The following is a 12,745-nucleotide window of genomic DNA, read 5'->3' as shown; positions in this document are numbered from 1 at the left end:
CGAAACAGCCCCACGCCCCTTGCGGGGCGCCACAGTGGCCGTCAGGCGGTGCGTCACGCCATGCTCAGGCCCCGTCGAGAAGCAGCCTGGCCGCGGTCGTCGCTCCGTCCGTGCACATCGTGGCGGCCACCGCGGCCGCGCGGGCCCGGGTCTCGGGGGCGAGGGCCGTCGCGAGCGCGGCCGAGAGGGAGTCGAAGGTCGGGGTCGGGCCGTCGTGGGCCGCGCCGATGCCCAGTGCCGCCACCCGAGCGGCCCAGTGCGGCTGGTCCACGAACTGGGGGACGACCACCTGCGGCGCGCCGGCCACGGCGGCGGCCGTCGTGGTGCCCGCGCCGCCGTGGTGGACGACGGCGGCCACCCGGCGGAACAGGGCCTGGTGGTTGATCTCGCCGATCGCCAGGCAGTCGTCCTTGCCGTCGACCGGGGCCAGGTCCGCCCAGCCTCGCCCGACGAGGACACGGCGCCCCTGAGCGCGTACCGCCTCGACGGCCACGCGGGCCGCGTCCGGCGCGCCGCGCATCGCCATGCTGCCGAAGCCGACGTACACCGGCGGTTCGCCGGCCTCCAGGAATGCCTCCACCTCGGCCGCCAGCGGTCGTTCGTCCGGCAGGAGCCACGCTCCGGTCTGCACGAGGTGGAGATCCGTCATGTCCTGCCACGGGGCCAGGCTCGGGTCCGCCGCCAGCCACGGCCGCTCGGTGAACACATGATCGCGGACGTTGTCCACCGGCGGCAGGCCGAGCGCGGCCCGGTGGGTGTTCAGGGCCTCGCCGTACAGCGCGTTCACCCGCTCGGCGTCCACCTTCCACAGCGTCCGCAGATCGGCACCGGCCGGGGCCGGGGGACCCGGCCTCCCCGGCGGCGGGAAGTGCGAGGACGGCATTCCGAACGGGTGGAAGCTCGCCAGCACGTAACGGATGCCCAGTTTCTCCGCCACCGACCGCGCGCCGGCCGGCATCAGGCCGCTCGCCACCAGCGCATCGCATCCCTCGGCCGCCGGGCCGACCGTGTCGAAGTGCGCGGCGACCAACTCGGGCGCAAGCTTGAACGCATCCCCCGGAGACGGCTTCGGCCTGGTCACCAGCGCGCGCACGGACGGCCCGAACGGCACATGCGGCACCCCGGCCCGTGCCAGCAGCTCCACGAACTCCTGGTCCGGCGGCGCACACACCCGTGCTTCGGCGCCGTTCTCCCGCAGCGCCACCGCGAGCCCCGCCAGTGGTTCCACGTCCCCGCGCGACCCGTATCCCATCAACAGCACACGCATGACGTACATCCCCCAAATACCGCGGTTCCTGGCTTCGGCCTGCGATTCTGCGGGACGAGGGGGGCCTTGCCGCAAGCCCCCCAGTGCGCTATAAGTTGAGAGTGGCGGGGAGTGGACGAACTTCTCGCCTTATGTGTGTGCGGGCCGCGGAGACGCGGCCGTCGCTGTTCCTACGGCGCGCTCAGCCAGGGCCGGACCTGCTTGCGCGCCTCGTGCAGCCGGGACTTCAGCGTCCCCAGCGGAATCCCCACCCGTTCGGCGACCTCGGCGTAGTCCAGCTGGCAGATGTCCCGGTAGACCAGCGGCGCGACCAGCTGCGGGTGCTCGCGCTCCAGCCGGTCCAGCGCCTCCAGCAGATCGATCCGGGAGCCCGCGATCACACTCGTCGTACGCGGGTCGACATGCGCGGTGGGTTCGATGGTGGCCGGCTGCTCCGCGGCCCGTCGCTTCAGGTCCCGGTACTTCTGCCGGGAGCAGTTGGCGATGACCGTGTAGAGCCAGGTGCTGAAGCGGCTGCGGCCCTCGAAGGTGGAGATCTTCCGGGAGACCTGGAGCAGCACGTCCTGGGCCGCTTCCTCGGCGTCCTCCCGGCACGGCAGGAACCGGCCACAGCGTCGTACGACGTCGGGCCACACCTCGCTGAGCAGCTGGTTCAGGGCCACCTGGTCACCGGCGGCGGCCCGCCGGGCGAGGTCTTCGGTCAGCGTGGCGTCCGGCACGGGAGGTCCCCCTCGAAGTCGATCTCAGGGCAGGCATGATAGTCGTATGCAACCCCTCGAGCGGATCGGCCGCTATCGCCTGGAACGGCGCCTGGGCACCGGCGCCTTCGGTACGGTCTGGCTCGCCCACGACGACCAGTTGGACGCCTCGGTCGCGGTGAAGGTACTCGCCGACAACTGGTCCCACCGGCTGGACATCCACGACCGGTTCCTGTCCGAGGCGCGGCTGCTGCGCCGGGCCGACTCCAAGCGTGTGGTGCAGGTCTACGACATCGGCGAACTCCCGGACGGGCGGCCGTACTTCGTGATGGAGTACGCCGACGCGGGCACCCTCGCCGATCTGCTCGCCGGTGGCCCGCTCCCGGTCCCGGACGCGCTGCGGCTGACCGCGCTGGCGGCGCGCGGCGCGGCGGATCTGCACGGGGCGGGGATCGTGCACCGGGACATCAAGCCGACCAATGTGCTGCTGCGCACCGCGCAGGACGGCACCCGGCGGGTACTGCTGGCCGACCTGGGGCTGGCGAAGAGCCTGGCGCAGGCGTCGGGGCTCACCCTCGCGGCCGGTTCGGCGGGGTACCAGCCGCCGGAGCAGGCCCAGCCCGGCGAGGGCATCGACGCGCGCGCCGACGTCTACGCGCTGGGCGCGGTGGGCTACGAGCTGGTCACCGGGACGGTGCCGGCGGCGCCCGGGCAGGTCGTAAGGCCCGAGCGGCTGCGGCCGGATCTCGGGGACGATGTGCAGCGGGCGCTGATGCGGGCCCTGGAGCCGGACCGGCAGCGGCGCTGGCCCACCGCGCACGCCTTCGCCGACGAACTGGACCGGCTGGCGGCGGTCGCCACGGCGCGCCGGCCGAAGCGGCTGGACGGGGTCCGCAGAAGGCTGAACGCGGTCACCCTGACCGTCGCCGCGGTGCTGGCGGCCGGGGGCACGGCCGTCGCGGTCACCATGGTCGACCGGCACGGGTCGGCGGGCCAGGAGACCCGGGTCACGGACTCCACGGGGCGGGTGGTGGCCCAGGTGCCCTCCGCGTGGGCGGGCGAGCTGCGCAACTCCGGCTGGAATCCGCAGGCGCTCGGTCTGACCTCGGGGCAGGAGCCGGGTCTGGAGGTCGCCGACGACGTGTCGAAGTGGCAGGACCTGACGGCCGCGGTGAACGGTGTGTTCATCGGCGTGAGCGAGCACGGCGACCTTACGGCCAAGGTGACCGCGCTGTCCCACGACGACTGCCACTACGACGGCAGCCGTGCGTTCTCCGGCACCGCCTGGAAGGGCCGGATCCGCACCTGGAGCGACTGCTCCGGAACCGGCGGCTCGATCCAGGAGGCGGCCCTCGGCCCGGCCGGCGGGGACTCCCAGCCCCAGGTGTACGTCCAGATACGGCAGAAGGGCGCGGCCGACCGTGACACGACGGACGGCATACTTCGCTCCCTGAAGGTCACCTGACCGGACGAATTCCGGCGTGGCCCCGAACTTTTCCGCCGCTTCGCGCATCGGATGAGAGAGAGACGGCGCACGGAGCGCCGCAGGCACGCCTCACCCGCGTGCCATGAACAACCAGGAGTGTGGAGAGACATGGCGCACACGTCCCAGTCCTTGCGGCGCGGGGCGGCCCTGCTCGCGAGCACGGTCGCCGCCCTGGGCCTCCTGACGGCCTGCGGCAATGACAGCCCGGGGAAGTCCCCGGAGTCCGTGTCGGGCACGGCGGCGCCCGCGACGGGCGGCTCGGCGGGCTCGGACACGTCGGACACCGGCTCCGCCCCGTCCGGCAAGAACACGACGTCCTCGTCGTCCCAGAGCACCGGCTCCGCCACGAGCGGTAGTGGCACGACGACCTCCGCCGCGAGCAGCACGCGCTGCCACACCTCCGAGCTGTCCGCCTCGGTGGGCGGCAACAACCCGGGGGCCGGACAGGAGAACTTCCCGATCGTGCTCACGAACAAGTCGGGCCGCACCTGCACCGTGCGCGGCTTCCCGGGCGCCGCGTTCGTCAACGCGTCCGGCGCCCAGCTCGGCCCCGACCCCGTGCGTGAGTCGGGGAGCTCCCCCGCGACGGTCACCCTCAAGCCCGGCCAGAGCGCCTGGGCGGGGCTGACCTTCTCCAACCCGGAGATCAGCGGCGCCAAGACGGCGACCCCGGCCGCGCTGGTGGTCACCCCGCCCGACGAGCGGGACCCGTTGAAGGTGACCTGGAAGAACGGCGCGGTCCCGGTCTCCGGGAACTCCTCCTCGGTACGTCTGACGGTGTTCAGCGCCGGCACCGGCGTCTGAGCGCTCCCCCGGCACTCCCCCCGATCATTCCCTCGACCACTCCCCTGAGCGAACCCCGCTGCCGACTCCCCCGGGCAGCGGGGTTCGTCATGTCCGGGCCACAACTGTCACAGACGTGCAACACGCACAGCCGGCTCCGATCTTTTTGGCCGGGCCTGCCATCGAACCCGTCGACCACGCAGAAAAGCGGCTCCTCGGGGGGCCGGGACGACGGATCGGGGACGGACATGAGCGGCATCTCTCGCAGGCGGGTGCTGACGGCGGGCGCGACGGCGGGGGCGCTGGGTGCCCTCTCCGCGTGCTCGAAGGGCAGTTGGACGCTGAACGGCAGCGGTTCGGCCGACGGCGGCAAGGACGCCGCGCCGGCCAAGCCACTGAAGCTCATCGGCGACGGTTCGACGGCCGACACGGGCGCCCAGCCGCACCAGCCGAAGGCGACCCGTATGAAGGCCGGCACCAAGCCGCCGCAGTTCGTGGTGTTCTCCTGGGACGGCGCGGGAGAGCTCAGCAACCAGCTGTTCTCCCGCTTCCGCAAGGTGGCCGCCGACCACGGCGCGAAGATGACGTTCTTCCTGTCCGGCATCTACACACTGCCCGAGTCGAAGAAGGACCTGTACCGGCCGCCGCAGCACGCGGTCGGCGCCTCCGCCATCGGCTACCTGTCCGACCGCCACATCCACTCCACGATCCAGCAGGTGCGCGCCGCCTGGCTGGAGGGCCACGAGATAGGCACCCACTTCAACGGGCACTTCTGCGGCAGCGACGGTGTGCGCAACTGGTCCCCCGCGGAGTGGCGCAGCGAGATCGACCAGGCCATGGACTTCGTCACCAAGTGGAAGACCAACACCGGCTTCACCGACCTGGAGCCGCTGCCCTTCGACTACCGCAAGGAGCTGATCGGCGGCCGCACCCCGTGCCTGGAGGGCCAGTCCAACCTGCTGCCCACCGCGGCCGCGCTCGGCTGGAAGTACGACGCCAGCTCCCCCGGCGGCCTGCAGATCTGGCCGGGCAAGGTGCAGGGCAACCGGATCTGGGACTTCCCGCTGCAGTCCATACCGTTCCCCGGGCACTCCTTCCAGGTCCTGTCGATGGACTACAACATGATGTACAACCAGTCCGCCGGAAACCCGCTGGGCGACAAGACCCAGTACGACGCCTGGCGCACCCAGGCCCGTGACAGCTACGTGGCGGGCTTCGAGCGGGCGTACAGCACCAACCGGGCACCGTTCTTCATCGGCAACCACTTCGAGCGCTGGAACGGCGGCATCTACATGGACGCCGTCGAGGAGGCGATCGGCAAGATGGCCGAGCACGACGATGTGCGGTTCGTATCCTTCAAGCAGCTGGTGGCGTGGCTGGAGGCCCAGGACCCGGCGGTGCTGCGCAAGCTGCGCACGCTGAACCCGGGGCAGGAGCCGACGGGCGGCTGGGCGGAGTTCCTGGGCGCGGCGGGTACGCAGTCCTCGTAACCGGGTCCGTCTGCTTTCATGGGCGGACAGCATTTGATCACGCCCCGAGGAACACACCCTGAGTACGCCTCTCGCCGAGACCCTGTCCGTCCTCCTGCTCGCAGCCGTCCTCGCCTGGGCCGTGATCCGGCCGCGCGGCTGGGCGGAGGCGGTGCTTGCCGTGCCTGCGGCGGGGGTGGTCGTCGCCACCGGGGCGATCTCGCTCGACCACGCCCGGGCGGAGGTCGAGCAGCTCGGGCCGGTGGTGGGTTTCCTCGCCGCCGTCCTTGTGCTCGCCCACTTCTGCGATGTGGAGGGGCTGTTCCAGGCCTGCGGGGCGTGGACGGCCCGCTGGTCGGGCGGCCGGCCGGCCCGGCTGCTGACGGCGGTGTTCGCGCTGGCGTCGGTGATCACGGCGGTACTGAGCCTGGACGCGACGGTGGTGCTGCTGACGCCGGTCGTGTTCGCGACGGCGGCCCGGTCCGGGGTGCGGGCGAAACCGCACGTCTACGCGTGCACGCATCTGTCCAACACCGCCTCGCTGCTGCTGCCGGTGTCCAATCTGACGAACCTGCTGGCGTTCGCCGCCAGCGGGCTGAGCTTCACCCGGTTCGCGGCGCTGATGGTGCTGCCCTGGCTGGTCGCGATCGGCGCCGAATACCTGGTGTTCCGGTGGTTCTTCGCCCGGGACCTGTCGACCGCGGCGCCCGGGGCGAGGGACACCGGCGAGCCGCCGCGGCTGCCGCTGTTCGCCCTGGTGACGGTCGGCTGCACGCTCGCCGGGTTCGTGCTCGCCTCCGCGGTCGGCATCGATCCGGCATGGGCCGCGTGCGCGGGTGCGCTGGCGCTGGCCGGACGCGCGCTGGTACGGCGCCGGGCCACCCCTGTGACGGTCGTGAAGGCCGCGGCCCCGGCCTTCCTGGCGTTCGTGCTGGCGCTGGGGGTCGTGGTGCGGGCGGTCGTCGACAACGGGCTCGCCGACGCCCTCGGGCGGGTGCTGCCGGGCGGGACCGGGCTGCCGGCGCTGCTGGGTGTCGCCGCGCTCGCCGCCGTACTGGCGAATCTCATCAACAATCTCCCGGCCGTACTGGTGCTGCTGCCGCTGGTCGCGCCGACCGGGCCGGGTGCGGTGCTGGCGGTGCTGCTCGGGGTGAACATCGGACCGAACCTCACCTACGCCGGGTCGCTCGCGACGCTGCTGTGGCGCAGGATCGTGCACCAGCACGACCACGGGGTGGATCTGCGGGAGTTCACCCGGCTGGGGCTGCTCGCCGTGCCGACTGCGCTGGGCGCGGCGGTGGTGGCACTGTGGGGAGCGCTACAGGTGGTCGGGAGCTGACCGGGAGGCCGAGGCCGTATGCGGGTGATCGTCTGGCTGGACGAGGGGACCTGGCCGGCCTGTGTGGACGCGGCGCGCGCCCATGCGCCGGCCGCGTCCGAGGTCGTGCTGCTGCATGTGTCCGGGCCGGGGGTGGCCGGGCTGGCGCACGGCGCGTTCGCCGGTCTGCTGGGCCGGGCCGGTTCGGAGCCGGACCCGGAAGGACGGCTGGTGGAGCTCGGCAGGGCGTCGGCGGCGGAACTGCTCGACGCGGCCGAGGCGCGGCTGGGGCGGGCGTGCACCCGGCTGGAGCGGGCCGGCCGGGTGGAGCGGGAGGTGGTGGCCGCCGCCGAGGGGGCCGATCTGCTGATCCTGGCCCGGGACGGCGACCGGTCCCGGCTCGGGCCGCACAGCCTGGGCAAGGCGGTGCGGTTCGCCGTCGACCACGCGCCCTGCCCGGTGCTGCTGGTGTGGCCGGAGGGGGCGCCGGATCTGACCACGATGCCGCCCCCGCCGCCCCACCACCACTGAGCCCGCGGGCTCAGTGACCGCGGTGACCGCCGCCATAACCTCCGCCGTAGCCGCCCCCGTAACCTCCGCCGCCGTAGCCCCAGCCGCCGTACTGGCCGCCCCCGTAGCAGTAGCCCGGGTAGTCGGCGCACGGGTTGTAGCCGGTGGTGCTCGACGGCGTCGGCTGTGCGGTCGTCTGCGACGCCGACGGGGTGGGCGTCGCGGTGGGGGTCTTCGCGGACTTGGTCGTGGGGGTGGCGGCCGCGGTCGGGGTCGGGGTGGTCTCGGCGTCCCAGTTGACGATCTGCATCTGCAGGTCGGGCTGGGAGGTGTCCATCACCCAGCGCTGGGCGCTGACGTTCGTCCGGGTCTTGACCACCAGGGCGCCACCGCCGTCGGTGGCGGCCGGGGCGAGCGCCAGGTCCTGGTCCCAGCGGGGCACCAGGACGCCCTGGAGGGTGAAGTCGTAGCGGATGCTCCGGCCGCCGGACGCGGTGGCGGACGAGCACGGGGCGAGCTGGACGGAGTAGCCGAGGTGCGAGTCGAGGCAGAGGCCGGGGTCGTCGCCGTTGCGCAGCAGCCCGTCGCTGTCGTACGTCCACTGCTGGCCGGCCGCCGAGGAGCACTCCGCGAGTTCGGTCTCGGCGCCCTTGACGGCCTTCTTGCCGACCACGCCGATACAGAGGCCGGAGGCGATGTTGTGCAGCCGGCCGCGGAGGGTGCCCTGGGTGGTCTGGCTGGTGCCGATCCAGGACGGGCCCGAGGTGGACTTGCCGGTACCGGGCGTGGCGGAGGGCTTGGCGGAGGCGGACGAACCGGAGTCGTCGCCGGAGCCGAGCACCGCCCACAGCACCAGCGGCAGCACGACCAGTCCGCTCACCGTGCCCACCGCCACGGCGAGGTTGCGGCGCCGGACCCGGACCCGGCGGGCGGCGCGCTGCGCGGCGCGCCGGGAGGCGACGGGGTGCACCCTCAGGTCCTTGCCCGGCGCGGGCGTCGCCGGCGCGAAGGCCTCACCGCCCGCGAATCCGCCCGCGGGTCCGCCGACGGGCGCGGCCGCCGGCTCGGCGGGCTCCGACATGAGGCCCGCCCGGGACTCCAGGTAGGCACGGGCACCCCAGCCGAGCACGGCCTCCGCGAGGGCGATACCGAGGCCCCCGTTGAACTGGTGGAGCTGGTCGGCGGTGAACCGGCAGTGCTTGCAGCCGTTCAGGTGCTGCTGGAGGTCCCGGTCGACGTCGACCCCGCCGCGCCGGAAGGTCACGTCGATCATCCGGACGTAGCGCTGGCACTCGTCCTCGTGGGCGAGCTCGCGGTGCACCTGGAGGCACTCCTCGCGCAGCCGCTCGCGGGCCCGGCGCAACTCGACCTCCGCGTCCTGCTCGTCGAGGCCCAGCAGCCCGGCGGGGGTCGACAGCGGCTCGGACTCGACTTCGGTGTGCCACAGCACGGCGCGCGAGGACTGGGTCAGCCGCTGGAAGGCGCGGGAGAGCAGCCGCCGGTTCGCGGGCGGGAGCAGCCGGGAAGCGGCCCGCTCCCCCTTTCCGGCGCGCAGTTCGGGGTGCAGCAGTTCGCCGCGCCCGTCGTTGTCCCATTCGGCGGCAATACGGCGGACGGTGACGAGGATTTGGGGGCGCCAAGCAGCGGTCGGGCCGGCCTGGCGGAGGGATTCGCCGAAGAGCCGGGTGAATGCGGCGGTGGTGAGCATTCCCGCGCCGCGCGTCCCGTCGGTGCACAGACGGGCGTAAGCGAAGGCCGCTTCCCAGTGCCGGTCGAGGAGTTCGCCGACGGGGTGCAGGGCGGGCGCGGTGCCCGTCCACTGCTTGAGCTCGGTGCTGAGCTGCTCGTCGGTGACGTCGAACGGCCGGGCGGGGGTAGGGGAATTCCCCAGGCCTGCGTCATTCACGGCTGCATTCCTTCCAGACGCAACGCGGGATTCGGCCCATACCGTTTGGTATGCAACCGGTATACGACCCGGCCGATACCTTGATCGGATGGGTCTGTTGGGGGTTCGGCGCTCGCGTGTCCGCCGTCGGCTGCTCTTTTGAAGCGTGGGGGGCGAACGGGAGCGGCCTCGCGCATGCGGGTGAAAATAATTGTCCGCATGCCGACACGCCACACCTTTGCACAGGCCAGCAGGGCAGAACAAGGGATCCCGGGGTTTTGCGCATTGCCCGTACCGCGGGTCGATTTGACGAATCGTCAATGAGCGAGTTCGCGCTGTGTCGCTGTATCGACACCGCAATTGGCGTGGGGATTCACCGCCGGCCGCCCAACGATCGACACGAACCATTGAACCACGGCCCGACCTGCACAAGCCGCCGGCCCCTCGGCTCTCATGAACCAATAGCCGGATGGATTACGGACGTTCACCGGAGCGGTAGGCACCGGGCGGGACCCCGTATCTTTCACGGAAAACCCGGCTGAAGTGGAACGGGCTGGGAAATCCGGACGCGGCGGCGACCCGCTCGACGGTCAGGTCGGTGCTCTCCAGCAGCCGAACGGCGTGTCGCAGCCGGGCTTCGCGCAACGCGCGCATCGGTGCCACGCCGGTCTGACGGGTGAAGAGGTGGGCGAACCGGGACGGAGACAGCGCGACACGCGCGGCGAGCGAGCCGACGGTGTGCGGGGCGCCGGGGTCGGCCGCGATCAGTTCCTCGGCGCGCCGCACCCGGTCGTCCGGGCCGGGCGGGGTCCGGTGGGCGCCGGCCGTCGCGAGCAGGACGACCTCCTCCAGAGCGCACAGGGCGAGTTCGCGCGCGGCGCTGCCGTGCGCGACGGCGACGGGGTCGTCGCCGGGTGCCGGGGCGGGCGGCGCGCCGGTGCCGGTCCAGCGGGAGTCGGCGAGCACACGGTGGAACGCGGCCTCGATCCGGGCGTGCAGGGCGCCCGGGGCGCCGACGGCGTAGACGCCGTCGCCCACGGCACCCGGCCCCAGCCACTGTGCCCAGGCGGGGCGGGCTTCGCAGTGGGTCCACCAGAAACGCCAGCGGTCGGCGCCGGGCCCGACCGTGTAGCTGTGCGGGACACCCGGGGCGAGGACGACGAGGTCTCCGGGACGCGCGAGGATCCGGGTAGCGCCCTGCCGGAGCAGACCGCGGCCGTCCGTGGTCCAGGTGAGCAGCCAACTGCTCGACCCCTTCGGGCGGTTGACCCGGTAGCCGGGCCCCTGGTCGTAGCGGCCGGTGACCACCATGCCCCGCGGTGGTGCCGGGACAGCAGTCCCGGGCAGTTCCTCAGCACTCATGGGCATCCTCTCCGCGGGTGCGTCGTCCTAGCGTGACAGGCCCAGGGCACCGGACCGAGGAGCGCGGGTATGACAGCCACGGGCAGCGACACCACCGTCCTGCGACAGTTCGAGGAGGACGGGTTCACCGTCGTACGGGAGTTGTTCGGGTACGACGAGATCGACCGGCTGTGCGCGGAGTTCGCGGCGCTGCACGCGGCGGGGCGGGCCGTGCCGGGGCACTTCGAGCCGGGGCCGACGGCGGATCCGCTGCACCGGTATCCCCGGGTGATGCAGCCGCACGAAATCAGTGCGCTCGCCCGGCGGTTCCTGCTGGACGCGCGGCTGCGGGTGATCCTGGAGGCGCTGTTCGGGGAGGAGGTGCTGGCCGCGCAGAGCATGTTCTACTTCAAGCCGCCGGGGGCCCGGGGGCAGGCGCTGCACCAGGACAACTTCTATCTGCGGGTGGAGCCGGGGACGTGCGTCGCGGCGTGGGTCGCCTGTGAGGCGATCGACCGGGAGAACGGCGGTCTCCAGGTGGTGCCGGGGACGCATCGGATGGACCTGTTCTGCCCGGAGGAGTCGGACGCGGAGCTGTCGTTCGCCCGGGAGTACGTGGCACCGCCGGAGGGGCTGGCGGCGGTGCCGGTCGATATGGGGCCCGGTGATGTGCTGTTCTTCAACGGGAGCCTGGTGCACGGCTCACAGCCGAACCGCTCCGCCGGACGGTTCCGGCGGTCGTTCATCGGGCACTATGTGGGGCGGTCCGCGGTGCGGATCGGGGGGTATTACCGGACGTTGAGCATGGGTGGGGAGCGGGTTCCTCTGCTGGAGAGCGAGGGAGCTGGTCCGTGCGGGACCGAACGGTTGTGATTCGGGTGCGGGCGGGCGGGGGCTGGTCGCGCCCACGCGGCGGTAGCCGCACATCAAACACAGCCCCGCGCCCCTGAAAGCGAAAAAGCAGGAACGCGCCTCAGTGGCCGGAGACGGGATGGGGGCCGTAGGGCTGCTCCAGCTCTTCCAGTTCCTTGTCGCTGAGCTCGAGTTCCACTGCCGCCACCGCGTCCTTGAGGTGGTTCGGTTTTGACGCGCCGATGATCGGGGCCGTCACCGTGTTCTGGTGGAGGAGCCAGGACAGGGCCACCTGGGCCCGGGGGACGCCACGGTCATCGGCGATGCGCGTGACCGCCTCCACGATCGCGCGGTCGCCGTCCTGGTAGAGGCGGTTGCCGAAGTTGTCGGTGGCGCTGCGTTCGGTGACCGTGCCCCAGTCCCGGGTGAGGCGGCCCCGGGCCAGCGGGCTCCACGGCAGCACGCCCACGCCCTGGTCGGCGCAGAGCGGCAGCATCTCGCGCTCCTCCTCGCGGTAGAGGAGGTTGTAGTGGTTCTGCATGGAGACGAACTTGGTCCAGCCGCCCAGCTCGGCTGTGTACTGGGCCTTGGAGAACTCCCAGGCGTACATCGAACTCGCGCCGATGTAGCGGGCCTTGCCGGCCTTGACGACGTCGTGCAGCGCCTCCATCGTCTCCTCGATCGGCGTGTCGTGGTCGAAGCGGTGGATCTGGTAGAGGTCGACGTAGTCGGTGCCGAGGCGGCCGAGACTGTGGTCGATCTCGGAGAGGATCGCCTTGCGGGACAGGCCGCCGCCGTTGGGGCCGGGGCGCATCCGGCCGTGCACCTTGGTGGCCAGGACGATCTCGTCGCGCCTGGCGAAGTCGCGCAGCGCCTTGCCGACGATCTCCTCGCTGGTGCCGTCGGAGTAGACGTTGGCGGTGTCGAAGAAGTTGATGCCCGCGTCCAGCGCCTGCCGGATCAGCGGGCGGGACGCCTCCTCGTCCAGGGTCCACTCGTGGGTGCCGCGGTCGGGCAGGCCGTAGGTCATGCAGCCGAGGCAGATCCGGGACACGTCCAGACCGGTGCGGCCGAGCTTCACGTACTCCATCGTTGTCTCCCGCCGTCGAGATCACGTCGTACAGAGCCGAGCGTAC

At 72.2% G+C, this 12,745-nt stretch carries 11 protein-coding genes; 6 read left to right on the top strand and 5 right to left on the bottom strand.

Features of this window, described 5'->3' with window-relative positions; genetic code table 11:
• Positions 1-64 precede the first annotated feature (64 nt).
• Together EDD90_RS48085 and EDD90_RS48080 are read right to left on the bottom strand one after the other, a co-directional pair.
• Positions 65-1,267: a glycosyltransferase gene (locus tag EDD90_RS48085; RefSeq protein WP_123979322.1), complete on the bottom strand. Its 1,203-nt coding sequence runs from the start codon at positions 1,265-1,267 to the stop codon at positions 65-67.
• Between the two features lie 170 nt (positions 1,268-1,437).
• Entirely contained in the window at positions 1,438-1,986 is a 549-nt protein-coding gene (locus EDD90_RS48080; protein WP_123979321.1) for an RNA polymerase sigma factor, read from the bottom strand.
• Between the two features lie 46 nt (positions 1,987-2,032).
• Between EDD90_RS48080 and EDD90_RS48075 the strand changes: the two genes are divergently transcribed.
• The 5 genes from EDD90_RS48075 to EDD90_RS48055 all read left to right on the top strand — a co-directional run bounded on the left by EDD90_RS48075 (position 2,033) and on the right by EDD90_RS48055 (position 7,552).
• Positions 2,033-3,430, top strand: a complete 1,398-nt coding sequence (locus EDD90_RS48075; RefSeq protein ID WP_123979320.1) for a serine/threonine-protein kinase — start codon at positions 2,033-2,035, stop codon at positions 3,428-3,430.
• Positions 3,431-3,559: 129 nt separating this feature from the next.
• Positions 3,560-4,255: a DUF4232 domain-containing protein gene (locus tag EDD90_RS48070; RefSeq protein WP_123979319.1), complete on the top strand. Its 696-nt coding sequence runs from the start codon at positions 3,560-3,562 to the stop codon at positions 4,253-4,255.
• A 227-nt stretch (positions 4,256-4,482) separates the two neighbouring features.
• Positions 4,483-5,724, top strand: coding sequence for a hypothetical protein (locus EDD90_RS48065; protein WP_185149482.1), 1,242 nt, complete (start codon positions 4,483-4,485; stop codon positions 5,722-5,724).
• Between the two features lie 58 nt (positions 5,725-5,782).
• Complete coding sequence (locus tag EDD90_RS48060) at positions 5,783-7,042, top strand: SLC13 family permease (RefSeq protein ID WP_123979318.1); 1,260 nt, start codon at positions 5,783-5,785, stop codon at positions 7,040-7,042.
• A gap of 18 nt (positions 7,043-7,060) precedes the next feature.
• A complete protein-coding gene (locus EDD90_RS48055) occupies positions 7,061-7,552 on the top strand; it encodes a universal stress protein (protein ID WP_123979317.1) in 492 nt (163 codons plus the stop codon).
• A 10-nt stretch (positions 7,553-7,562) separates the two neighbouring features.
• Here EDD90_RS48055 and EDD90_RS48050 read toward each other — a convergent pair whose 3' ends face one another.
• A complete protein-coding gene (locus EDD90_RS48050; protein ID WP_260328551.1) occupies positions 7,563-9,437 on the bottom strand; it encodes an RICIN domain-containing protein in 1,875 nt (624 codons plus the stop codon).
• A 453-nt stretch (positions 9,438-9,890) separates the two neighbouring features.
• Positions 9,891-10,778 carry a helix-turn-helix domain-containing protein gene (locus EDD90_RS48045; protein ID WP_123979315.1) on the bottom strand — a complete coding sequence of 296 codons (888 nt, stop codon included), beginning with the start codon at positions 10,776-10,778 and terminating at the stop codon, positions 9,891-9,893.
• Positions 10,779-10,847: 69 nt separating this feature from the next.
• Here EDD90_RS48045 and EDD90_RS48040 point away from each other — a divergent pair, with 69 nt between their 5' ends.
• Positions 10,848-11,630, top strand: coding sequence for a phytanoyl-CoA dioxygenase family protein (locus EDD90_RS48040; RefSeq protein WP_123979314.1), 783 nt, complete (start codon positions 10,848-10,850; stop codon positions 11,628-11,630).
• Between the two features lie 100 nt (positions 11,631-11,730).
• Here the strand turns inward: EDD90_RS48040 and EDD90_RS48035 are convergent, their stop codons facing one another.
• Positions 11,731-12,699, bottom strand: coding sequence for an aldo/keto reductase (locus tag EDD90_RS48035; RefSeq protein ID WP_123979313.1), 969 nt, complete (start codon positions 12,697-12,699; stop codon positions 11,731-11,733).
• Between the last annotated feature and the right edge of the window lie 46 nt (positions 12,700-12,745).

It is taken from the genome of Streptomyces sp. Ag109_O5-1 (assembly GCF_003814875.1).
GTDB classification, from domain to species: domain Bacteria; phylum Actinomycetota; class Actinomycetes; order Streptomycetales; family Streptomycetaceae; genus Streptomyces; species Streptomyces sasae.
The sequence above is the reverse complement of the archived record's forward strand: the minus strand, read 5'-3'. Positions and strand labels throughout refer to the sequence as shown.

Excerpts from the sequence above, each read along its gene's own strand:
- EDD90_RS48085 (WP_123979322.1), bottom strand. The coding sequence starts at position 1,267 with ATGCGTGTGCTGTTGATGGGATACGGGTCGCGCGGGGACGTGGAACCA.
- EDD90_RS48075 (WP_123979320.1), top strand. The coding sequence starts at position 2,033 with ATGCAACCCCTCGAGCGGATCGGCCGCTATCGCCTGGAACGGCGCCTG.
- EDD90_RS48070 (WP_123979319.1), top strand. The coding sequence starts at position 3,560 with ATGGCGCACACGTCCCAGTCCTTGCGGCGCGGGGCGGCCCTGCTCGCG.
- EDD90_RS48065 (WP_185149482.1), top strand. The coding sequence starts at position 4,483 with ATGAGCGGCATCTCTCGCAGGCGGGTGCTGACGGCGGGCGCGACGGCG.
- EDD90_RS48055 (WP_123979317.1), top strand. The coding sequence starts at position 7,061 with ATGCGGGTGATCGTCTGGCTGGACGAGGGGACCTGGCCGGCCTGTGTG.
- EDD90_RS48045 (WP_123979315.1), bottom strand. The coding sequence starts at position 10,778 with ATGAGTGCTGAGGAACTGCCCGGGACTGCTGTCCCGGCACCACCGCGG.
- EDD90_RS48040 (WP_123979314.1), top strand. The coding sequence starts at position 10,848 with ATGACAGCCACGGGCAGCGACACCACCGTCCTGCGACAGTTCGAGGAG.
- EDD90_RS48035 (WP_123979313.1), bottom strand. The coding sequence starts at position 12,699 with ATGGAGTACGTGAAGCTCGGCCGCACCGGTCTGGACGTGTCCCGGATC.